Annotated in this window: 22 protein-coding genes; 9 read left to right on the plus strand and 13 right to left on the minus strand. The window is 62.6% G+C overall.

The genetic code is table 11. The annotated features are described in order from the left end of the window. The first annotated feature begins 9 nt into the window (after positions 1 to 9). On the plus strand, positions 10 to 1,188 hold the full coding sequence (locus IG629_RS07900; protein ID WP_193171419.1) for a BaiN/RdsA family NAD(P)/FAD-dependent oxidoreductase: 1,179 nt from the start codon (positions 10 to 12) through the stop codon (positions 1,186 to 1,188). On the opposite strand, the gene IG629_RS07905 is transcribed toward IG629_RS07900, so the two are convergent. The 6 genes from IG629_RS07905 to IG629_RS07930 form a co-directional block, all read right to left on the minus strand. Further along, on the minus strand, positions 1,185 to 2,432 hold the full coding sequence (locus IG629_RS07905; RefSeq protein WP_319025038.1) for an MFS transporter: 1,248 nt from the start codon (positions 2,430 to 2,432) through the stop codon (positions 1,185 to 1,187). The two genes, IG629_RS07900 and IG629_RS07905, sit on opposite strands and share 4 nt — an antisense overlap. Before the next feature lie 81 nt (positions 2,433 to 2,513). Continuing rightward, positions 2,514 to 2,828, minus strand: coding sequence for a hypothetical protein (locus IG629_RS07910; RefSeq protein ID WP_193171420.1), 315 nt, complete (start codon positions 2,826 to 2,828; stop codon positions 2,514 to 2,516). Positions 2,829 to 2,913: 85 nt separating this feature from the next. Continuing rightward, entirely contained in the window at positions 2,914 to 4,353 is a 1,440-nt protein-coding gene (locus IG629_RS07915; protein WP_193171421.1) for an amidase, read from the minus strand. Positions 4,354 to 4,436: 83 nt separating this feature from the next. Next, a complete protein-coding gene (gene der / locus IG629_RS07920; RefSeq protein ID WP_193171422.1) occupies positions 4,437 to 5,852 on the minus strand; it encodes a ribosome biogenesis GTPase Der in 1,416 nt (471 codons plus the stop codon). A 90-nt stretch (positions 5,853 to 5,942) separates the two neighbouring features. Beyond that, on the minus strand, positions 5,943 to 7,286 hold the full coding sequence (locus IG629_RS07925; protein WP_193171423.1) for an outer membrane protein assembly factor BamB family protein: 1,344 nt from the start codon (positions 7,284 to 7,286) through the stop codon (positions 5,943 to 5,945). Positions 7,287 to 7,299: 13 nt separating this feature from the next. After that, complete coding sequence (locus IG629_RS07930; RefSeq protein ID WP_193171424.1) at positions 7,300 to 7,944, minus strand: tetratricopeptide repeat protein; 645 nt, start codon at positions 7,942 to 7,944, stop codon at positions 7,300 to 7,302. Between the two features lie 260 nt (positions 7,945 to 8,204). Between IG629_RS07930 and IG629_RS07935 the strand changes: the two genes are divergently transcribed. From IG629_RS07935 to IG629_RS07965, 7 genes are all read left to right on the plus strand, one after another. After that, on the plus strand, positions 8,205 to 8,543 hold the full coding sequence (locus IG629_RS07935; RefSeq protein WP_193171425.1) for a DUF2794 domain-containing protein: 339 nt from the start codon (positions 8,205 to 8,207) through the stop codon (positions 8,541 to 8,543). A 4-nt stretch (positions 8,544 to 8,547) separates the two neighbouring features. Next, the gene (locus IG629_RS07940; RefSeq protein ID WP_193171426.1) at positions 8,548 to 9,933 is read left to right on the plus strand and encodes a CoA transferase; all 1,386 of its coding nucleotides are present in this window, start codon (positions 8,548 to 8,550) and stop codon (positions 9,931 to 9,933) included. Between the two features lie 99 nt (positions 9,934 to 10,032). Further along, positions 10,033 to 10,314 carry a hypothetical protein gene (locus IG629_RS07945; protein WP_028465605.1) on the plus strand — a complete coding sequence of 94 codons (282 nt, stop codon included), beginning with the start codon at positions 10,033 to 10,035 and terminating at the stop codon, positions 10,312 to 10,314. Between the two features lie 228 nt (positions 10,315 to 10,542). Further along, positions 10,543 to 10,905 (plus strand): hypothetical protein, encoded by a 363-nt coding sequence (locus IG629_RS07950; protein ID WP_156901203.1) that lies wholly within the window; start codon positions 10,543 to 10,545, stop codon positions 10,903 to 10,905. Positions 10,906 to 10,915: 10 nt separating this feature from the next. Next, positions 10,916 to 11,476, plus strand: coding sequence for a hypothetical protein (locus IG629_RS07955; RefSeq protein ID WP_028465607.1), 561 nt, complete (start codon positions 10,916 to 10,918; stop codon positions 11,474 to 11,476). Positions 11,477 to 11,593: 117 nt separating this feature from the next. Continuing rightward, positions 11,594 to 12,370, plus strand: a complete 777-nt coding sequence (locus tag IG629_RS07960) for an SDR family oxidoreductase (RefSeq protein WP_028465608.1) — start codon at positions 11,594 to 11,596, stop codon at positions 12,368 to 12,370. Between the two features lie 3 nt (positions 12,371 to 12,373). Beyond that, on the plus strand, positions 12,374 to 13,279 hold the full coding sequence (locus IG629_RS07965; protein ID WP_193171427.1) for a DMT family transporter: 906 nt from the start codon (positions 12,374 to 12,376) through the stop codon (positions 13,277 to 13,279). Between the two features lie 10 nt (positions 13,280 to 13,289). Here the strand turns inward: IG629_RS07965 and IG629_RS07970 are convergent, their stop codons facing one another. From IG629_RS07970 to IG629_RS08000, 7 genes are all read right to left on the minus strand, one after another. Beyond that, a complete protein-coding gene (locus IG629_RS07970; RefSeq protein WP_193171428.1) occupies positions 13,290 to 14,612 on the minus strand; it encodes an amidase in 1,323 nt (440 codons plus the stop codon). 50 nt (positions 14,613 to 14,662) lie between these two features. Beyond that, a complete protein-coding gene (glnT, locus tag IG629_RS07975) occupies positions 14,663 to 15,970 on the minus strand; it encodes a type III glutamate--ammonia ligase (protein WP_193171429.1) in 1,308 nt (435 codons plus the stop codon). Positions 15,971 to 16,024: 54 nt separating this feature from the next. Beyond that, positions 16,025 to 17,353: an FMN-binding glutamate synthase family protein gene (locus tag IG629_RS07980; RefSeq protein ID WP_193171430.1), complete on the minus strand. Its 1,329-nt coding sequence runs from the start codon at positions 17,351 to 17,353 to the stop codon at positions 16,025 to 16,027. Between the two features lie 10 nt (positions 17,354 to 17,363). Then, entirely contained in the window at positions 17,364 to 18,050 is a 687-nt protein-coding gene (locus tag IG629_RS07985) for a GltB/FmdC/FwdC-like GXGXG domain-containing protein (protein WP_193171431.1), read from the minus strand. 3 nt (positions 18,051 to 18,053) lie between these two features. Then, positions 18,054 to 18,950 (minus strand): class II glutamine amidotransferase, encoded by an 897-nt coding sequence (locus tag IG629_RS07990; RefSeq protein ID WP_028465614.1) that lies wholly within the window; start codon positions 18,948 to 18,950, stop codon positions 18,054 to 18,056. A gap of 99 nt (positions 18,951 to 19,049) precedes the next feature. Beyond that, positions 19,050 to 19,730 (minus strand): helix-turn-helix domain-containing protein, encoded by a 681-nt coding sequence (locus IG629_RS07995; protein ID WP_193171432.1) that lies wholly within the window; start codon positions 19,728 to 19,730, stop codon positions 19,050 to 19,052. Next, on the minus strand, positions 19,730 to 20,641 hold the full coding sequence (locus tag IG629_RS08000) for a nucleoside hydrolase (protein ID WP_193171433.1): 912 nt from the start codon (positions 20,639 to 20,641) through the stop codon (positions 19,730 to 19,732). The genes IG629_RS07995 and IG629_RS08000 overlap by 1 nt, the downstream gene beginning before the upstream one ends. On the opposite strand from IG629_RS08000, the gene IG629_RS22595 reads away from it, so the two are divergent. Then, positions 20,619 to 20,966: a DUF3126 family protein gene (locus IG629_RS22595; RefSeq protein WP_226886537.1), complete on the plus strand. Its 348-nt coding sequence runs from the start codon at positions 20,619 to 20,621 to the stop codon at positions 20,964 to 20,966. The genes IG629_RS08000 and IG629_RS22595 overlap by 23 nt on opposite strands. Positions 20,967 to 20,993 lie beyond the last annotated feature (27 nt).

Raw genomic sequence — 20,993 nt, forward strand, 5'->3', positions numbered from 1 at the left:
TTCGCCGCCATGCGCAAGATTGATTGTCTCATCATCGGTGCCGGTGCCGCCGGCATGATGTGTGCTGCCGAAGCCGGCAAACGCGGGCGTTCTGTGCTGCTCGTTGACCATGCCGGGGCGCCGGGGGAGAAGATCCGCATTTCCGGCGGCGGGCGCTGCAACTTCACCAACCTGCGAGCCGCGCCGGAAAACTTCCTCTCGCAAAACCCGCGATTCTGCATCTCGGCGCTGCGCCGCTATACCCAGCGCGATTTCATCGCCCTCGTCGAGAAGCACAACATCGCCTACCACGAGAAGACGCTGGGCCAGTTGTTCTGCGACAGCTCGGCAAAAGCCATCATCGACATGCTGCTGGCCGAACTCGGCGAGGCTGGCGTCCGGTTGGAACTGTCAACGAAAGTGGACGGCATTGAGCGGCATGGAGAGAGTTTCCGCGTCGCTCTCTCCTCCGGATTGGTCGAGACGGCATCCGTCGTCATCGCCACCGGCGGCAAGTCGATCCCGAAAATGGGCGCCACCGGATTTGCTTACAATATCGGAGAGCAATTCGGCATCGGGGTGATCGAGACGCGGCCCGGTCTGGTGCCCCTCACCTATGACGCCGCCATGCTGGAGCGGCTCAAACCGCTCTCCGGTATCTCCGTGGATGCGGTCGTCGCGTCCGGCAAGACCCGGTTCGCCGAAGGGCTGCTTTTCACCCATCGCGGCCTCAGCGGACCGTCGATCCTGCAGATCTCCTCCTACTGGCGCGAAGGAGAGGAAATCACAGTCGATCTTGCACCGGGAACAGACATTGCCGGCCGCCTGATCGCGGATAAATCCTCCAACGGAAAACAGGCGGCCCAGACCGCGCTGTCAGGCTACTTGCCAAAACGGCTGGCGGCGGCGATCACGGAAGAAGCAAATCTCACCCGTCCACTTGGCGATACCAGCGACAAGGCGCTCCGCCAGCTCGGAGAGCGGGTAAACCGCTGGCGCGTGACGCCCTCCGGATCGGAAGGCTACCGGACCGCCGAAGTGACCCTCGGCGGCATCGACACCGCCGCGCTCAACCAGAAGACCATGGAAGTGAAAGCCCAGCCCGGCCTCTATTTCATCGGCGAGGCAGTGGACGTGACGGGCTGGCTCGGCGGCTACAATTTCCAATGGGCCTGGTCCAGCGGCTGGAGTGCCGGGCAGGCTGTCTAAGGAACTGTCTTTGCCGCTGGCCTGTGGATCCCGAACACAAGCCCGAGCAGAAGCAGGGCACAGATCCCGGTCAGCACCCAAAGACTGACGGTGAAGCCGCCGGTGATGTCATGGATGACTCCGATGGCGACCGGGCCGGAAACACCGCCCACTTCCGCCGCCGAAAAGAACAGCCCGCCGGCTGAACCTGCATTCTTCGAGCCAACGCCGCGCGCCTCCACGAGGAACAGCAGCGCGATGGTCATCATCGAGCCACGCGCCAATCCCTGGAAGATCAGCGCCAGGATCAGCCCCGGCCCCTCACCCAGCTGCAGCAGCAGTGTGCAGAGCCCCGCGAGGACGAACAGTCCGCCCAGGATCGCGCCGCGCCGCTCCGGCGTTGCCAGGCGCGGGATGGTCAGCGAGCCGATCACGCCAACAATGGTTGGCAGAGCTGCCCAGTAACCGGCATCGACCGGACTCATACCGGTCGACTTCAGGATCTCCGGCAGCCAGTTGCTGGTTCCGTGATTGAAAAAGAAGATGCCTATACTCATCAGGAGAATGACCCGGACTACAGGATTTGCCATCAGCTCCCGGAAGATTTCGAGCTGCGGCCGTTTCGGCATCGCCTTTTCCGCCGCTTCCCGCGCCCGCGCTTCCGGATGCTGGGCGATCAGCAGCCAGAGCAGACCGGCAATTGCGGTGACAGCGGCATAGTCCAGCACCACCATACGCCAGTCACCGTCATGAAAAGGTAGTACCACCGCATTGGTCAGGCTGAGCGAAAGGATGCCGCCAATGGCCGGGCCGGTGATGTAAATGCCCATGGCGAAGCCGCGTTCCTTGCCCTCGAACCATTCGGCGATGATCTTCGGCGCCCCGATGGAAATCAGCGGCCCGCCAAACCCGAAAATACCGACGGCAAGAAACAGGGACAGGTGATCAACCGCCACCGCCCGGCACAAGCCGGACGCGGCCATGATCATTGCGGCAAGCAGCAACGCCCGCCGTGCGCCGACGCGGTCCAGCAAAATGCCGCAGGGCACCGCCGCACCGATATAGATGAAAGGCCAGGCTCCGAGCACGGTCCCCATGGCACCATGACTGAGCCCGAGATCTTTCGTGATCGGTCCAACCATCGGAGCCAGAGCGCTGATCGTCAGCCCGAAGGCGAAATAGATCAGCCAGACGCCGAACAGCATTGCCCAGCGGTAGGGGTGCTGCGTCGGATCCGCAGCGGAAACGCCGATGGTCTGATTCACGTGAAGGGCTCAATCGAAAAAGCAGAAATGACGTGATAACAGTACGGCCTTCGTCCAAGGCCACGCAAGGGCAGCGCCCTTCTACTTGTCCGTGATGTTTTTCACGCCCTGGGCCGCCAGCCGGAGATTGCGAGCCATCTGCTCCATCTCCCGGCGCTGGCGTATCGTGAGGTCCTCGTAGCGAAGGGCGTATTCAATACCGTCGGCCCGCTCTTGCAGGCGTTTCAGCCGGACTTCGTCCTGTACAACTTCACGTTTGCGCTTGGAATTGAACACGGGTGTCTCGACCTTCCAACGGCGGTAATAGCGCCTCTTCTGGCTCTCCAGAAGCGTGTCGTAGAGAGCGGCGATATCGTCGACCGTAAGCTGGTGACGGGTGATGCGGCGGCGGCTCATACCATGGAGTATGACGGCTAAGCCGCCGCCGAAACAAGGCCGGATCGCGGTACTGACGCACTCGCGATCCGGCGTGACACAGATGCTAGAGCAGTCCCTTGCGGCGCCAGAGTTCGTGGACCTGGATACCGTTCGCCCGCTCCAGACACTCCGCCGCGTCCAGCGTCAGGTCTTCCCGGAAGCGCCGGCCGATGATCTGAACCGAGAGCGGAAGCTCCTCGTGATACCCCGCAGGCGCAATGGAAGCAGGCAAGCCGAGGAAGTTGATCAGCCAGCTATAGACGGACGAGTCGAAGATATCCCTCACACCCGCCGAGCTCTCCGCATCCTCGTTCCAGGTGAAGCCAGGGCGCATCATGAACGGCGTCAGGACCAGCGGGTATTCTTCCAGGAAGAGGTTCCAGGCCCGCAGATACCGTGTCCGGCGGGACATCGTCCGCAGCAGACCGACGGCATCGGTCGGCGGATAATTCTCGAAATAGAAGTCGAAGACTTTCTTGATGTCGGCGCTGCCATATTTCTGGATCGCCTCACCGATGAAGATCTCGCAATCGGCATAGAGTGCCGGCAGGGCTTCAGCCGCTGCCTCCTGGATCATCGGAGGGCTTGCTTCCTCGACGATATACCCGGCCTTGTCCAGCTCAGCCGCTGCGCCTTCCAGAGCAGCCTCGACCGCCGGATGGATCTTGTAGCCGTTGGTCTCGCGACAGAACGCGACCTTGATCGGCTGGTCCACAGCCGCGCCGTCGAACGGCATCGGAACCTGCAATGGATCGTGCGGATCGGGCTGCATCAGCACCCGGGTCGCCAAACGCACATCGCGCACCTCTCGGGCGATGATGCCCTGAACCGACATCAACTGCGCCAGCAGGGAGCGTTCCTCGGCGCCGGAGGGATTGTAGGCTGGCACCCGGCCCTGGCCCGGCTTCACGGTCACGGTCCCGGTCTGGTAAGCCGGGAACCGCAAAGAACCGCCGATATCGTTGCCATGGGCGATCGGACAGAAACCCGCCGCCACAGCGGAAGAGGCACCACCGGAGGAGCCGCCCGGCGAATGGTTGTCGTCCCAGGGATTATAGGTCCGGCCATGCAGCTCGTTCACGGTGGTCGCCCGGAAAGAGAATTCCGGAGTGTTGGAGCGTCCGACGATGATCGCACCGGCCTTTTTCAGGTTCCGGACAACCGGAGCGTCATCCGGTGCAATCAGGTCCTTGAAGGCGATCACGCCATTGCTGTTTGCGGTGCCTTTCTGATCGACATTGATCTTTATGGCGACCGGGACACCGTGCAGTGGGCCGATCGGGCCATCCTGCTTCAGGATTTCGTCATAGGATGCGGCCTGTTCCAGCGCGGCGTCCGTCTGATCGACGACGATGGCGTTCAGATGGCCGTTCTCGGCACGAATCCGCTCAACGACAGAGTTCACGGCGTCCGATGCGCTGACACGCGCATCCCGGATGGCTCCGGATAGCTCTACGGCGCTCCATTGCCATAATGGAGCGGGGTTCTTTGGTGCGGCAGACATGGCGGGACCTCGATTGGGACAGGCAGGACCACCATGATGTCCCCTTCCCCAACGATTGCCAAGTCCACTCTGAAATCAGGCGCTTAGTCGTCGTTGACGTAAGGGTTCTTGCTGCCGCGCAGATAGAACCGGATCGGCACCGCCGTGAGCTGGAAGCTCTCCCGCAGGCCGTTGACCAGATACCGGATATAGGCTTCCGGCAGTTCAGTCGGTTGGCTGACGAAGGCGGCAAAGGTCGGCGGACGGGTCTTGATCTGCGTCATGTAGCGCAGCTTGATCCGGCGCCCCTTGGCCAGCGGCGGCGGGTGCTGGCCGGTCATGTCGGCAAGCCAGCGGTTCAGCCGCGAGGTAGAGACCCGGCGATTCCAGGTATCGTAGGTCTCGACAATGGAATGCAGCAGCTTGTCGAGATTGCGGCCGCGTTCGGCGGAAATGGTGATGTAGGGAATGCCCTTCACCTGCGGCAGAGAGGTCTGCAGACGGTCGCGGAGCTGACCGAGGGCCTTCTCACGGTTCTCGACGATATCCCACTTGTTGGCTGCGATGACGAGGGCCCGGCCCTCCTCGACCACCATGCGGGCGATTGTCAGGTCCTGCTTTTCCAGCATGGTGCTGGCATCCAGCATCAGCACCACGACATGAGCAAACTGAATGGCCCGGCGGGTATCCTCGCCAGAGAGGTATTCGAGCCGCTTGGTCACTTTCGAGCGGCGGCGCAGACCGGCTGTATCGAAAAGCTTGAAAGGCTGGCCCTCGAATTCCCAGTCGCTCTCGATGGCGTCGCGAGTGATCCCGGCCTCGGGGCCGGTCAGCATGCGGTCCTCGCCGAGCAGGGCGTTCACGAATGTCGACTTGCCGACATTCGGCCGGCCGACAATGGCAAGCCGGATCGTGTCCGGCGCCTTGGCGTCACGCCAGGTCACAGCCCCGTCGGGCGATTCCTCGATAATATCGTCAGCGGCTTCTCCGCCATCATCGAGGTCGCTGTAATCGTCATGCGCGCTCTCCGGCGCAAAGGCGGTGAGCGCATCGTAAAGCTCGCTCAATCCCTCGCCATGCTCGGCGGAAAGCGGTACCGGGTCGCCAAGCCCGAGGCCGAAGGACTCGTAAAGGCCCGGCTTGCCTGCCTTGCCCTCACATTTATTGGCGACCAGAATCACCTTCTGCTTCTCGCGGCGGAGCCAGCGGGCGAAGTGATCGTCCAGCGGCGTGACGCCAGCGCGGGCGTCAATCACGAACAGAACGGCGTCCGCTTCGGCAACGGCCGCCTCGGTCTGCTGCCGCATCCGGCCTTCAAGGCTTTCGTTATCGGCGTCTTCCAGACCAGCCGTATCGAACAGGCGGAAGGTCAGGTCACCGACCCGGCCCTCGCCCTCACGGCGATCGCGCGTGACTCCGGGCTGATCGTCGACGATAGCGAGACGCTTGCCGGAAAGCCGGTTGAATATGGTCGATTTGCCCACATTGGGCCGACCTATGATGGCGACTGTAAAACTCATGGCTGTTCCGTAGTCCTGAGACACGCCTCAGATCAAGCACTGTTGCGGCATAGCCGCCATGCGGGAGCCCCGCTCCCGCAGGCAAGAAGACTAGCGGTAAGCCTCGAGATCGCCATTGTCTGTCAGGAAGTATACCGTTCCCCCTGCGACGATGGGCGGCACGAAAACCGGCGAGCCAATATCGATCTTGCCAAGAATATCGCCTGTATAGGGCGAAAGCGCATAGACATCCCCGGTCGAGGCCCCCACCAGCAGGCGGTCGCTGACCAGCACCGGCCCCGCATAGGTGATGATGCCTTCCTTGTCTTCGGGATTTTCGAACACCGGCAATTGCTGGATCCACCGGATCTGGCCGCGGCGCTTGGTCAGGGCCAGCACTTCGCCGAGGTCCGAGACCACGAAGATATAATCGCCGGCGACCCATGGAGTCTGGTTCCCGCCGATCCGCGCTTCCCAGACCCGTCGGCCGGACTTCAGGTCCGTTGCCAAAAGGCGCCCGGCCTGGCTGATGGCGACAACGAGACCGTCATCCACCACCGGATTACCGCGAATATCGGACAGTCGGGAGACCGCGTTGCGGCTCCGGATTGCGCTCAGGTTGTCGCTCCAGATCAGGCGGCCATTCTCGACCCGGAGAACGAACAGCTCACCGGAGGAATAGGGAATGATCGCCGAGCCGCCACTCACAGCCGGGCTGGCGATGCCAAGCAGAGCTGATTCTTCGGAGATTCCGGTATGGGACCAGACCCGGGTGCCATCCCTGAGGTCGAGAGCGAAGGACTGATTGCCCAGAATGCTGACGAAGATCCGGCCGTCTATTACCGTCGGCGCAGCCCGGACCGGTCCCGGCAACCGGGAGCGCCAGAGTTCCATTCCATCCTTCAGATCGAAGGCGATCACTTCGCCATATCCGGTCGCTGTGATCAGCTTGCCGTCACCGGCAGCGATCGCGCCCGGAAAGATGGTTTCATCCTCGTCGTCCGGCCGCGTTTCAGCGGACCATACCCGCCCGCCATCCAGCACGGAGAGCGCAGAAACCTCCCCTTCGCTGTCCATCGTGTAGATCAAACCGTCCACGACGATCGGGCTCGCGATAAGCTGGGTTTCATCGTCCGAGCCACTGCCGATACTGGTCGACCAGGCCCGTTTCAGAACATCTCCAGCCGCCAGATGCTGCATGGCGTGCACGGCATTGCCGCCCGGCTGCGGCCAGTCCTTGTTCTCGAACGGGCGCGGCAGAACAATCTTCAATCCGGCAAGATTCGGATCCGCCGTCAGACTCTTTTCAAGTGCGAGGATCGGCAGGCGGTCGCCTTCCAGCGGCGGGCCTTCCTCTTCCTCTCCGAAAAACAGGGAGTCAGCACTACAGCCCTGCAGGAGAGTCGCCGCAAAAAATGCCAGGCCAAGGGCCCGCCAGGAACGCATACCGCTCATGGAACGCTCCCGCTCACTCGGCGCCGATGGCGCTGATCAGTTCCGTCACCCGGGCTCGCTGCTGCCGTGGTGTCGCCGCATCGGCATTCAGCATCTGCAGGATCTCAAGGGCCTTCGCATTGTCCCCGGCCTTGAGCGCGATCATCGCTTCGGTCTCGCGGGCCAGAGCGCGCCAAGGGCCAGTGGTGTTGGCGAGCGCAGAAACTTCCCGGGAAAGTTCCGCCGGGTCCCCGCTATCGATCCGATGCGAGATGGAAAGCAGGCGGGCCAGGTCGCGCAACAGTGCAGGCGCGCTCTGGTCCCCGGCCATTTTCTTGTAGATCAGCACCGCGCCTTCGGTATCGCCGGCCTCAATCGCGGCGGCAGCCTGACGCAGTGTCGCAAGAGCCGCGTAACCGGCATTGCCGTCGATTGCGAGCGCGCCGAACCCGGCCGCTGCTGCCGAAGGATCTTCGCCGAGAGCTTTTGCCGCAGCTTCATAGCGAGCGGACTGGGCCGCACGCTGATCTGCCTCGTAGGATTGCCAGAAACGGTATCCGGCAACTGCCGCGATAACCAGGACTGCAAGCGCGATGACATAGGGGCCATACCGTTTCCAGAGTTTGGCCGCCTTCTCCTGCTGGAGTTCTTCGTCAATCTCGCGAAAAATGTCTGCCACGCGTGTCTCCGTTGCGATGCGCCGTCCCCGTTTCGCTCGCTCGAACGAATGGCCGACGGACAAGTCCCTGCGCCTTTGTTCCAGACAGCATTCCGCGCGTCTGGCTTCCAGCGGAAGAGCGCAACCTACATGGCGCGCCCGCCGAAATCAAACCGCTCTCACGCTCTCCGTACTTTCCGGTATCGCGGCCTTTACGCCGGGCGATTTTTCGGGAAAACTGTCTTTCATGAAACGGCAACAAATCCAACGGTGATCAGCTCATGGCGGATTTGATTCGGCTCAAAAAAAGCCGGTCGCCGCAGCGCGGTCTCTTCTTCACAAAAAAAGAACTCGGCCAGCTCCTCGCGCTTTATTCAAGCCGCGTGATTTCCGGCGAATGGCGCGACTATGCAATCGACCATTCCGATGACGGCGCAGCCTTCTCGATTTTCCGCCACAGCCACGAGCTACCGTTGTTCTCGGTTTCCAAGAAGCAGCGCAAAGGCCAGCGCCAGCCGACCTTTGAGCTGGTGTCGGGTTACAAAAAGATCGCATCGTCACCATCTTTGGTAGACGTTATCTCTCGCTTCGAGAAATTGCCCCGCCTCGTCACCGGTTGAAACCATGTCCCCATTCGATGCCTTCCTCTCCGAAATCCGGAAAGCCGCCCGGCTGCCCGACCGGCCGGCGCCAACCGTCGCCAACCCGGGTGTTCTGCCCTCTGCCTATGCGGTAACGGATCTGGCATCCGCCTCCTTCGCCGCCGCCGGAGAGGCCATCGCCGAATTGATCAATGTACGGCACGACGCGGATCCCGCTGTCGAAGTGGACCGGCGGCTTGCCTCCTTCTGGTACAAAAGCTCGCTGCGGCCGGACGGATGGGACTTGCCCGCACAATGGGATGCCGTGGCTGGAGACTACGCAACGAAGGACGGCTGGATCCGGCTTCATACCAACGCGCCGCACCACCGCAAGGCTGCCCTGACGGCCCTTGGCGTACCTGACACCAAAGGAACCGAGCGAGCGAATGTCGCCGCCGCCGTGGCCGCATGGAATGCCGCGGAACTCGAAGACGCCGTGGTCTCCGCCGGTGGCTGCGCCGGTGAGTTGCGTTCCAGCGCCGCCTGGGCCGCACATCCACAGGGCGAGGCCGTCGCCAGCGAGCCACTGCTGCATCACGAGGCTTTCTCCGGCCCCTCTCCGGCGAGTTGGGAAGTGAACCGCGCCCGCCCGCTGGACGGTATCCGAGTGCTCGATTTGACCCGGGTTCTGGCCGGGCCGACCGCCACCCGCTTTCTTGCCGGATACGGGGCAGACGTGCTCCGGGTCGACCCGCCGGCCGATCTCTGGAACGAGGCGCTGGCAGAGGAAATGACCCTCGGCAAACGATCGGCCATTCTCGACCTGCGCAAGGATAAAGACCGGGAGCGCCTGAAAGAGCTGATTGCCGAAGCCGATGTCATGGTGCATGGCTATCGCTCCGATGCCCTTGCCGACCTAGGCCTTGGCGCGTCCGTACGCCGCTCCCTCAACCCCGGGCTGGTCGATGTCGCGCTTTGTGCCTATGGCTGGACCGGCCCATGGGCCGAGCGGCGCGGCTTCGACAGCATCGTGCAGATGAGCAGTGGCCTCGCCGAGACCGGAATGCGTCATTACGGCAAGGATAAGCCGACACCGCTTCCCGTCCAGGCACTGGATTACGCGACCGGTTTCATCGTCGCGACAGCGGCCGTAAGCGGTCTTGCCGAGCGCATCAGGAGCGGAGACGGCAGTCACTTCCGCACCTCCCTCGCCCGCACTGCCGTTCTGCTCGAAAGCCAAAGGCAGAGCACGGATATGCCGGAATTCGCCCCGGAAACGGAAGCCGATCTCGCCCCGGCTATCGAAGAGACCCATTGGGGCCCTGCACGCCGCCTGGCCTCCGCAGTCACGGTCGCAGGCGTGCCGGTTTCCTGGGATATCCCGGCCGGCCCCATCGGCACGGCGGAGCCCGCCTGGCCACGACGCTAATCGTCACCGGAACGTAGTCTGCAAGATCTCGTCATCCGCTTGTTCGCCACAAATGTTCTTGTTATGTTCTCATTCTGATTTCCAACATGGACACGACGGATGGGACGTTTCAAAGACAGGGCCCTGCAGCGGGACGAACAGCGCAGCCGACCGGCTACTCTCGCTGATCTTGCTCGCGCCGGGATCGGCGTGTTCTGCTGGTGCAACCGCTGCGGTCACAATGCCGAAGCGGCCACGGCCATGCTGATCTCGCAGCTCGGCCCGGATTATCCCGTGCCGGAAATCGGCACCCGGATGCGCTGCAGCGCCTGCGCCTCGAAAGATATTGCGACCCGGCCAGCCTGGCCCGCCCGTGATCAGGTCATTGCCCGGCATAGCTAGGCACGCGAAGCCGGTCCGGCAGTTTCAGTCCGGCAGAACTTGCCGAACCGGGCCAGGCCACGCACCCGTCCTTACAAAAAACAACAAAACTCAAACTATTTTAAGGAATTGTCGCGACGGCCGAAAAAATGGCACGCAGGTTGCTTACATTTCTGGCATCCACCGCGGGCCGGAACAGAAGGGCCGGGACCGCCAAGAAAACCGCGAATGACAGAAACGAGGCCGCAGATGTCGCAGTCCACCGCCCAGCCTGCCGAGCAGTCACTGGCAAATGAGCGCCGCCGTGCACCACGCGCAACAGCCCCGATGACGGCCGTGGTCGGATCGACCCCCTACACGATCGACGACTGGAATGCGCACGGAATCAAGATTGTCGGCTATTACGGCAACCTGAAGCCGGACGACCGGGCGGAACTCCGCGTGCTGGTGCCGACCGCCGGTCCCGGAGCGTTGTTCAACGCCAAGATCTCCGTCCGGCGCTATGATCCTGAAACGGCTGCCCTTACCCTGTTGTTCGATCCTGCCGAGCCTGTTGCAACGACGACCCTGAACCGCTACTTGCATGAAATGGTCGCGCAGGGATGCGCGTGAGGTTTATGCGATGAACAGCTTCAGAGGAGCCGCCAGCCTGATGGCCGACGACCGTACACCCTCCGTGTTCGATCTGACACGCGATGCCTCTTCTGACGACAAAAAGGACCGCGACAACGACTCGGCATTTCCCAGCCTGAAACGGCGCCCTGCGGAAGAGCGGGCGAAAGAGATCGTCGACGACCTGAAAGAGGTGATCCTCAATCCCGGCCGGACCGACGGCAAGACCGGGATGCGTGTCGGTGACTGGACCAAGCGCGCCCGCAAGGACATCACCAAGGCAATCCGTGATGCCGAAACCAGCGCCGCCTTCCGAGAGCTGATGTCGGCCAACCGCATCGGCGGACTCTGCATCCGCATCGGCTTCCTCTTGATGGCCGCCGTCGCCTCATTTTTCTCCTTCTGGTACGGCATCGTCTTCATCGGCCGCGAATACGGCCCGCTCTGGGGCTTCGGCGCCACCATGTCCGCCCTCGGCCTTTCCCTCGCCTTCGTTATCGCCGGCCTGGTCTATGGCAGCGAGAACAAGGAACAGGCCCGCGACAAAGCGAAGAGCCGGTTCGAAAAATAGTCTGGTTTTTCTCCTCCCTGGAATGAATCTCGCGCCGTTTTCCCTGCTGCCGCACTGCAGCAATCCCGCTATAGTCACTTTTCCAGACCATCGAAAATCTGAAAATTGGGGGAAACCATGAAGCTCGACTTAACGGGCAAGCGCGCACTGATCACGGCGGGCGCCGGGGGCATCGGCCGCCGCACTGCCGAACTGTTCAGCGAAGCCGGCGCCAAAGTGTTTATCTGCGATATCGATCAGGACCAGCTTGAAGACGCACGGGACAAGGTTCCGAATCTGAACGGCACCCTGACGGACGTCTCCGACAAAGAGGCGCTGAAAAAAATGTTCAATGCCGCGATCGATGATCTCGGCGGGCTCGACATCCTGGTGAACAATGCGGGCACCGCCGGGCCGACCGGACCGGTCGAAGATGTCGATCTGGAGGACTGGGAGTCCTGCATCGACATCAACCTTACCTGCACCTTCCTGATGACCCAGATGGCCGTGCCGTATCTGCGTGAGGCGGGAGGCGGCTCCATCGTCAATCTCTCCTCGGCCGCGGGTAAATTCGGCTTCCCGATGCGCAGCCCCTATTCCGCCGCGAAATGGGGCATCGTCGGATTCACCCGGACGATTGCCATCGAACTCGGCACCGACCGGATCCGCTGCAACACCGTTCACCCGGGCGCGGTCGAAGGCGCCCGGATCGACCGGGTGATCAAGGCGAAGGCCGCGGCAAAGAAGGTCTCCGAGAATGCGATGCGGGACGAGTTGGCGTCGATAGCCTCTCTCAAGACCTTCGTCACGGCGGACGATATTGCCTCCATGATCCTGTTCCTCTGCTCGAAAGCCGGCGCCCATATCACAGGCCAGGCGCTCGCCGTCGACGGTGGCCTCGAAGGACTCGTTTGATCCATGCCAAAAGCAGCGCTCTCCAACAATCTCCAGGGAGCGCTGTGGATCCTCGCCTCCTGTCTGGCGGCGACAGTGATGACCGTCGGGGTCAAGATGGCCTCCGACGGTCTCTCCTCCACGCAGATCGTATTCGTCCGCTGCGTGCTGTCGCTGGCCATGACGGCCCCTTTCGTCATCGGCTACGGCAAGCGCCTGCTGTTCAGCCGGCGCTGGAAAATGCATCTGGTGCGCGGCGCCATTGGCGCCATCTCGATGAATGCGGGCTTTTATGCTCTCAGTAACCTGCCGATCACCACGGCCTCTGTTCTGTTCTTCTCAACCCCGTTGTTCATGACCGCGCTGGCCGGGCCGATGCTCGGCGAGAAGGTTGGCATTCACCGCTGGGGCGCCACCCTGGTCGGCTTCGCCGGCATTGTCGTTGTGGTGAACCCGACCCTGGACACGATCGAGTTCGCCATGCTCTCGGCGCTGATCAGTGCCGTCCTGTTCGCCGTCCTGCTGATCCAGGGCAAGATCCTCTCCAAGGACGACCCGCCCGGCACACTGATGATCTATTTCATGGTGATGAGCACGCTGGCCAGCGCGCCGCCCGCACTGTCTCACTGGGTCTGGCCGGACCAGTCGCTCTGGATTGTGCTGATCGTGCTCAGCATCGGCGCCACGGCGCGTGTCTATTTCGACATCAAGGCCTACGCCGTCGGTGAAGCCAGCGCGATTTCGGTGTTCCAGTATCTCCGCCTGATCACCATCGCCGGTGCCGGCTATATCGTGTTCGCGGAGGTCCCGGACGAACGCACAATCATCGGCGCCGGTCTGATCGTCGCCAGCACACTCTATATCGCCCAGCGCGAGGCGTTCCGGCAAAGACGGGCGCGGCTTGCAGCGAAGGCACAGGCAGTCGAGTAAAGACTTTCGACTAACCGGCCAGCTCCTGATCCAACCAGCGGGCTGTGCGCAGCAGTTTACCGTCGTCGCCCGGCTTGCCGACGAGCTGAACACCGAGCGGCAAACCGTCGACGCTCAATCTCGGCAGGGTCACGCAGGGCACGCCGAGATAGGTCCAGAGACCGTTGAACACGGCCGATCCCGTGGTGGCGAAACCGTGCGGCGCCGGGCCGGTCGCCGGCAGGCAGAGCACCGCGTCGTAGCGATCCAGCAGCGATATCAGCGAGTCGTTTATCGGCCCGCGCGCCAGCACCGCCTCCACGTAATCACCGGCGGCGACCTTGCGGGCCGTGGCGAGGCGTGCCTTCACCATGTCGCTGGCCTTGTCAGGACTGGCGTCGATGAGGGGGCCATAATAGGGCACCATTTCCGCCGCCATGACCGTGGCGTGAAAGTCGAGAATGCGATCGAAGGGAGACGGCAGGTTCTCCCGGACGCACCGGGCGCCAAGCCCGTCTACCACGCGCTCAATGGCCTCGCGCGCACCCGCGTCGGCCTCCGGCCAGGCCGGGGTCTCGAGGAAGGCAAATCTCGGCGCTGGGGTTTCGAGCCTGGACTCCGCGACGAGATCCGGGCGCCGGCCGCCAAAGCTGAAAGAGTCCGCGGCATCGAAAGCGGAAAGACTGCCCGCAATCAGTGCAAGATCCTCCACGGAACGGCCGTAGACGCCGACCGTGTCGAGCGTATGCGACTGCATCAGGACGCCCTCGCGCTGGATCAGCCCGAGAGACGGCTTCAGGGCATGGATGCCATTGAACGAGCCGGGCCGGATCACCGAACCGCCGGTCTGGGTCCCGAGGGCCAATGGGACCTGGAAATCGGCGACCGCCGCTCCGGAGCCTGCGGAGGACCCTCCCGGCGAGTGCTCCGGATTATGCGGATTGCGGGTCTTGCTCGGGTTGGTGTTCGCGAGCTCCGTCGTCACCGTCTTGCCCATGATCACCGCACCGGCATTGCGCAGCCGGGCAACGCAATCGGCGTCGCGCCCGGTCCGCTGCCCCCGGAAGAGGTCGGAGCCGTTCTCGGTCGGCATGTCCGCGGTCTCGATGATGTCCTTGATGCCCACCGGCACACCGTGCAGAGGGCCGAGCGTGTTGCCTGCCTTGCGATGCCTGTCCGCGGCGCGTGCGTTGGCGAGCGCCAGTTCCGGATCGAGGAAAGCCCAGGCCCGGACCGTGTCATCGCGTGCGCCAACGCGGTCCAGGCAGGCGCGCATCATATCTTCGGCCGAGGCTTCCCCCGCCGCCAGAACCCGGACGGCTTCGGACGCAGTCAGTTCGTTCAATTTTGTCATCGCGGGTCCCCTATCCGGCTGAGCGAACGTCTATCAGGGCACCCGGATTCTCAAATGTCGAGCGTGGTTTCGCGCTCCCATTCGGTGAGGTGCGATGTGTAGGAATTCCACTCGCCCAGTTTCAGCTTCAGGAAAGCGGCCGAGAATTCCTCGCCAAGGATCGCTTTCAGCCCCGAATCCGCATCGAACGTCCGCAACGCGTCCAGCATGTTCAGCGGTAGGCGGGCTGCATCGGCCGCCAGCTCCGGCTGAGCATACATGTCGTTATCATGGCGCTTGCCTGGATCGGCCTTGGTTTTAAGGCCGTCGAGACCGGCGGCGATGACAACCGCCTGCAGCAGATACGGGTTCGTGGCCCCGTCCGGCAGGCGCAGCTCGAAGCGGCCCGGACCCGGCACACGGACCATATGGGTGCGGTTGTTGCCGGACCAGGTAACCGAATTCGGCGCCCATGTCGCACCGGACGCCGTACCCGCCGCATTGATACGCTTGTAGGAGTTCACTGTTGGATTGGTGATCGCCGTCATGCCCTGGGCATGTTTCATGATGCCGCCGAGGAAGTGCATTCCCTCTTTCGAGAGGCCCAGTTCGTCCTTCTTGTCGGCGAACGCGTTCTCCTTGCCCTTCTTGTCCCAGACCGAGACATGGCAATGGCAGCCATTGCCGGTCAGGTGCTTGAACGGCTTCGGCATGAAGGTCGCGCGCAGGCCGTGTTTCTCGGCCACGGACTTGACCATGAACTTGAAGAAAGAATGTTTGTCCGCCGTCTTCAGGGCGTCGTCGAATTCCCAGTTCATCTCGAACTGGCCGTTCGCGTCCTCATGATCGTTCTGGTACGGACCCCAGCCGAGCTCCAGCATGTAGTCGCAGATCTCGGAGATAACGTCATAGCGGCGCATCACCGCCTGCTGGTCGTAGCAAGGCTTCTCGGCGGTATCGAACGGGTCGGAAATCTCGGTACCGTCCGGCAGGATCAGGAAATATTCGGCCTCGATCCCGGTTTTCACGCGCAGTCCCTGCCCGGCGGCCAGATCGACCATTCGCTTCAGCGTATTGCGCGGCGCCTGTTCGACCGGCTTGTCCTCCATCACGCAATCGCCCGCGACCCAGGCCACGTCCTTACGCCAGGGAAGCTGGATCGCCGTCGAGGCGTCCGGCACCGCAAACAAATCCGGGTGGGCCGGCGTCATGTCCAGCCAGGCCGCGAAACCTGCGAAGCCCGCACCTTCTGACTGCATGTCCGCAATAGCCTGGGCCGGAACCAGCTTGGCGCGCTGGGCGCCGAACAGGTCGGTAAAGGAGATCATGAAATACTTGACCCCCTTCTCTTTCGCGAAAGCCGCGAGATCCTTCGTCATGAAACCTCCTGTCTCCGGTAAACGGTGCTGCACACCGCCCTGTCTGTCCCTGTCTTAAAGTCCGGTCTTGCCCGGTATCCAGTCCGTCCCGGCCAGCGGCACGCCCGCCATGGCCGATGCCTCAATGCTCAGCGCACAAAGGTCTTCCGGCTCAAGATTATGCACATGGTTCTTGCCGCAGGCCCGGGCGATGGTCTGCGCTTCCAGCGTCATCACCTTCAGATAATTCGCCAGCCTGCGCCCGGCCGCAACCGGGTCGACCCGCTTCATCAGCTCCGGGTCCTGGGTGGAAATGCCCGCCGGATCGCGTCCCTCGTGCCAGTCGTCATAGGCACCGGCAGTCGTGCCGAGGGCGCGGTATTCCTCTTCCCAGCGCGGATCGTTATCGCCGATGGCGACCAGTGCCGCCGTGCCGATGGAAACAGCGTCAGCACCCAGCGCCAGTGCCTTGGCGACATCCGCACCGTTCCGCACACCGCCGGAAATGACGAGCTGAACCTTACGATGCATGCCGAGATCCTGCAGCGCCTGTACGGCGGGCCGGATGCAGGCCAGCGTCGGCAGACCGACATTCTCGATAAAGACTTCCTGAGTCGCCGCCGTGCCGCCCTGCATGCCGTCGAGCACGACCACGTCGGCACCGGACTTCACCGCCAGCGCGGTGTCGTAATAGGGCCGCGCGCCGCCGACCTTCACATAGATCGGCTTTTCCCAGTCGGTGATCTCGCGCAATTCCTGGATCTTGATTTCCAGATCGTCCGGCCCGGTCCAGTCCGGATGACGGCAGGCGGAGCGCTGGTCGATGCCCTGCGGCAGGGTGCGCATCTCCGCGACCCGGTCGGAGATTTTCTGGCCCAGCAGCATACCGCCTCCGCCCGGCTTGGCGCCCTGCCCGACCACCACCTCGATGGCGTCGGCCCGGCGCAGATCGTGCGGGTTCATGCCATATCGGGACGGCAGGTATTGGTAGACGAGGATCTCGGAATGCCCACGCTCCTCCTCGGTCATGCCGCCATCGCCAGTGGTCGTGGAGGTCCCGGCGAGCGTCGCACCGCGTCCCAATGCCTCCTTGGCGGGACCGGAGAGCGAGCCGAAGCTCATACCCGCGATGGTGATCGGGATCTTCAGCTCGATCGGCTTCTTCGCGTGCCGCGCGCCGAGCACCACATTGGTACCGCACGCCTCACGGTATCCTTCCAGCGGATAGCGGGAGATCGAGGCACCAAGGAACAGAAGATCGTCGAAATGCGGCACCTTGCGCTTCGCACCGGCACCGCGAATGTCATAGATGCCGGTCGCGGCGGCGCGGCGAATTTCCGACAGCGTGTAATCGTCGAACGTGGCGGATTGGCGCGGCGTGGTCGGGGGATTTTTATAGGTCATCTGTCCGGCCTCAATACGCGTCGACATTGTCGATGTTGAAATTGTAGAGCGTGCGGGCGGAGCCGTAACGGGTGAACTCCTCCGGCTTCGCATCCGTGATACCGGCCTTTGCCAAGAGATCCGCCAGCAGCGCCAGATGTTTCGGCCGCATCTTCTTCTTCACGCAATCGGCCCCAAGGCTCTTCACCTCACCGCGCACGAAGAGTTTCGCTTCATACAGCGAGTCGCCGAGCGCATCGCCGGCATCGCCAAGCACGACAAGGTTTCCGGCCTGCGCCATGAAGGCGGACATATGGCCGATATTGCCTTTCACGACGATATCGATGCCTTTCATGGAGATGCCGCAGCGCGAGGAGGCATTGCCTTCGATCACCAGCAGGCCGCCATGGCCCGTGGCACCGGCATACTGGCTGGCATCGCCCTTCACCACGACGGTACCGGACATCATGTTCTCCGCCACCCCTGGGCCCACGCTGCCATGCACGGTGACCGTGGCCTCAGCATTCATGCCCGCGCAGTAGTAACCGACGCTGCCATGCACATCGACGTGCACCGGCTTATCGATCCCGACTGCCACCGCATGGGCGCCGCGCGGATTGATCACCTCGAAATCACTCTCGTTCGTTCCCGCCCCGACAGAATGGAGCGCCTGGTTCAGGTCCCGCAGGGGAACCGACGCCAGATCAAAGGTCGGCATCGCTCAATGCTCCCAGAAATAGACGGTTGCGGGCTCGGGCTCCCAGACCCGGGCTGTTTCGATGCCCGGCAGGTTGACCAGCGCCCGATATTCGGACCCGAAGGCGACATATTCGTCCGTCTCGGCCATCACCGCCGGCTTGCAGGCAATCGGATCGCGCAGCACGCCGAAGCCGGACTTGGTGCCGACGACGAAGGTGTAGAAGCCGTCGAGATCGCTCAACCCGCTTTCCAGCGCCGCGCCCAGATTGCTGCCGGTCGCCAGCTTGTGGGAGAGATAGGCGGCGGCAACCTCCGTATCGTTCTCGGTCTCGAAGCTGAGCCCGTTGCGGACCAATTCACGCCGCAGATTATTATGGTTGGAGAGCGAGCCGTTATGCACCAGACACTGGTCCGGCCCGGTGGAGAACGGATGCGCGCCGAAGGTGGTCACGGCGGATTCGGTCGCCATCCTGGTGTGTCCGATGCCGTGCGTGCCGCCCATCGCACCAATCTTGAAGCGTTCCGCCACGTCCTGCGGCAATCCGACTTCCTTGTAGATCTCGACACTCTCGCCGCTGCCCATAACGGTGACGCCCGGGCGGAGCTCCTTCAGGACTGTCCGCGTCTCATCCAACTTGGCGACATCAACCGCTATCACCGCATGGGTCGCCCGGACGGACACCGAGACGGCAACGCCCAGCTTCTTAGCAAGCGCAGCCTTGAGGCCTTTGAAGTCCGAGGCCGGATCGGCGGACTGCACCGTGATCTTTCCGGCACCCGCTTCGCTCGGGCCATAGATCGCAATACCGGCACTGTCCGGACCGCGATCCGTCATGGTGATCAGCATATCCGACAGCAGCGCGCCGAGCCGTGGCTCCAGCGCCTTGTCCTTCAGGAACAATCCAACGATGCCGCACATGGCCGGCAACCCTCCGTATCAAGTTCTGAGGGAGGTTAGCAGCCCACCTTCAGGAACTCAATTACGAAGAATAATAGTTTCCCCTAAGGAATAATTTATTCAATCCTGCGACCCACGCTGAGGATAAGAAATGATCGAGAGATAGCGGATCGGCCGGGTGATCAGCTCTTCCGGCCCGTGCGGCGCATCCGCATCAAAGAACAGGCTGTCCCCCGGCAGCATCCGGTAGGTCTCGTCCCCATGCCGGTACAGCACCTCGCCCTCCAGCATGTAGATCAGCTCGGTGCCCTGATGCTGGAAGGCCGGGAAGATATCGGAATCCTCGGTCAGGCTGATCACATAGGGCTCGACCAGAACGCCGCTGGTATTACCTTCGAGATAACCGAGCAGGTTGTACTGGTGCCCGGCCCGGGTCCCCCTGCGCTCGACCTGAACCCCCTCGCCCGCTTTCACAAAGACCGCGTTGCGCGGCTCCTCGAACCGTTTGAACAGATCGGTGATCGGCACGCCGAGTGCGCGGGCGACAGCCTGAAGCGTGGTCAGGGACGGAGAAATCGCGCCGTTCTCGATCTTCGACAGCATGCCGACCGACAGGCCGGTGGCGGTGGCGAGGTCCGCGACGGTGATCCCAAGAGCCTTGCGGAATTCCCGCACCTCGCGGCCGATCGCTTGCTCCAGATTGTTCTCCTTAGGCTCCTTGACCGCATGCGGGTCCTGGGCCAGCGCCGGCCTGCCGCTTGCGGTCGCCCCTTTATCGGCCTTTGGCTTACCGGAAGACATCAGGAATAACGGGAGAGGCGGTTGAGCAAACGGGCGAGGAACTCATCCGCATCGACATCCAGCATCACGGTCGCGTTCGGCGTGCCGTCACCCGGATCGCGGACGATGCTGCGACCGGCCTCCACACCTTCGGTGACGATATCGACACGGCGTGCCTCGCCGGAGAACAGTTCCGGCCAGAGCATGTAGCCGACCGTCAACACGTCATGCAGGGCCGGGTCTTTGTCGGAACCGTAGAAGGTCAGCATTCCGGCAGTCGTATGGCCTACCCTCGTCTCCAGAGCCCGCAGCGCCTGGATCCAGTCCGGCTTGGCCCGCACCTGGTGAGTGATGTTCAACCCGTGCATGACGATCGGTGCCCCGCTCTCGAAAACGATATGGGCGGCGTGCGGATCGACATGGAAATTGAACTCGGCATGGGGCGTGACGTTACCGGGCCCGGTCGAGCCTCCCATGACCACGATATTGGATACTTCCCCGGCGAATTCCGGCCGCGCCGCCAGCGCATGCGCGACATTCGTCAGCGGCCCCACCGGCAGCAGCGTAACACCACCCGGCGCGGCGGAAATTTCGCGGCGCAGCACGTCAGCACCATGTCCCGGCGCCAGAGCGGAAATCGCATCGGGAAGGTCGCTGCCATCGAGCCCGGTCTTGCCATGAACCTCGTCCGCCGTCTTCAGAGCCTTGATCAGCGGACGTGGGCAACCGGCATGGATCGGCACCTCACCGCGCCCGGCAAGATCGCGGATACGCCGGGCATTCGCCTCCGTCCGGTGCAGCGGCACATTGCCCGCAACCGTGGTGACGGCCCTGATGTCGAGTTCCTCGGGACTGGCGAAGGCGAGCAGCAGGGCCACCGCGTCGTCAATTCCCGGATCACAGTCGATAATGATGGTTTCGCGCTGGGTCATGCATCGGAAGATAGGCAGCGACGGAAAACTGCGGCAAGCTGTTTTACCGGAACGCCTTGAACCATCGGCATGGTTCCGCTATTCCCGTCCGCTCAATCGAACAAGGGGAACACCCGTGCAAAAGAGCGAAATCGAAAAAGTTCAGCGCTACCTGCGCCAGACCTTCGGCAACCACGGCATCAGCATCGAAGGCCGTCCGAATAAAGACGATTCGGCCGAGGTCTCCCTGGATGGGGAATTCATCGGCGTCATCTTCAAGGATGATGAAGAAGGCGATGTTTCCTATGATTTCCATATGACTATCCTGGAAATGGACCTCAACTAAGAGGTCCATTCGCCTCGGCGGAAAACT

Source organism: Nisaea nitritireducens (genome assembly GCF_014904795.1).
GTDB classification, from domain to species: Bacteria; Pseudomonadota; Alphaproteobacteria; order Thalassobaculales; family Thalassobaculaceae; genus Nisaea; species Nisaea nitritireducens.

Excerpts from the sequence above, each read along its gene's own strand:
- IG629_RS07910 (WP_193171420.1), bottom strand. The coding sequence starts at position 2,828 with ATGAGCCGCCGCCGCATCACCCGTCACCAGCTTACGGTCGACGATATC.
- IG629_RS07970 (WP_193171428.1), bottom strand. The coding sequence starts at position 14,612 with ATGACAAAATTGAACGAACTGACTGCGTCCGAAGCCGTCCGGGTTCTG.
- IG629_RS07995 (WP_193171432.1), bottom strand. The coding sequence starts at position 19,730 with ATGTCTTCCGGTAAGCCAAAGGCCGATAAAGGGGCGACCGCAAGCGGC.
- IG629_RS07915 (WP_193171421.1), bottom strand. The coding sequence starts at position 4,353 with ATGTCTGCCGCACCAAAGAACCCCGCTCCATTATGGCAATGGAGCGCC.
- IG629_RS08000 (WP_193171433.1), bottom strand. The coding sequence starts at position 20,641 with ATGACCCAGCGCGAAACCATCATTATCGACTGTGATCCGGGAATTGAC.
- IG629_RS07965 (WP_193171427.1), top strand. The coding sequence starts at position 12,374 with ATGCCAAAAGCAGCGCTCTCCAACAATCTCCAGGGAGCGCTGTGGATC.
- IG629_RS07960 (WP_028465608.1), top strand. The coding sequence starts at position 11,594 with ATGAAGCTCGACTTAACGGGCAAGCGCGCACTGATCACGGCGGGCGCC.
- IG629_RS07950 (WP_156901203.1), top strand. The coding sequence starts at position 10,543 with ATGTCGCAGTCCACCGCCCAGCCTGCCGAGCAGTCACTGGCAAATGAG.
- IG629_RS07945 (WP_028465605.1), top strand. The coding sequence starts at position 10,033 with ATGGGACGTTTCAAAGACAGGGCCCTGCAGCGGGACGAACAGCGCAGC.
- IG629_RS07900 (WP_193171419.1), top strand. The coding sequence starts at position 10 with ATGCGCAAGATTGATTGTCTCATCATCGGTGCCGGTGCCGCCGGCATG.
- IG629_RS07940 (WP_193171426.1), top strand. The coding sequence starts at position 8,548 with ATGTCCCCATTCGATGCCTTCCTCTCCGAAATCCGGAAAGCCGCCCGG.
- IG629_RS22595 (WP_226886537.1), top strand. The coding sequence starts at position 20,619 with ATGATGGTTTCGCGCTGGGTCATGCATCGGAAGATAGGCAGCGACGGA.
- IG629_RS07935 (WP_193171425.1), top strand. The coding sequence starts at position 8,205 with ATGGCGGATTTGATTCGGCTCAAAAAAAGCCGGTCGCCGCAGCGCGGT.
- IG629_RS07925 (WP_193171423.1), bottom strand. The coding sequence starts at position 7,286 with ATGAGCGGTATGCGTTCCTGGCGGGCCCTTGGCCTGGCATTTTTTGCG.
- der (WP_193171422.1), bottom strand. The coding sequence starts at position 5,852 with ATGAGTTTTACAGTCGCCATCATAGGTCGGCCCAATGTGGGCAAATCG.
- IG629_RS07980 (WP_193171430.1), bottom strand. The coding sequence starts at position 17,353 with ATGACCTATAAAAATCCCCCGACCACGCCGCGCCAATCCGCCACGTTC.
- IG629_RS07985 (WP_193171431.1), bottom strand. The coding sequence starts at position 18,050 with ATGCCGACCTTTGATCTGGCGTCGGTTCCCCTGCGGGACCTGAACCAG.
- glnT (WP_193171429.1), bottom strand. The coding sequence starts at position 15,970 with ATGACGAAGGATCTCGCGGCTTTCGCGAAAGAGAAGGGGGTCAAGTAT.
- IG629_RS07955 (WP_028465607.1), top strand. The coding sequence starts at position 10,916 with ATGAACAGCTTCAGAGGAGCCGCCAGCCTGATGGCCGACGACCGTACA.
- IG629_RS07990 (WP_028465614.1), bottom strand. The coding sequence starts at position 18,950 with ATGTGCGGCATCGTTGGATTGTTCCTGAAGGACAAGGCGCTGGAGCCA.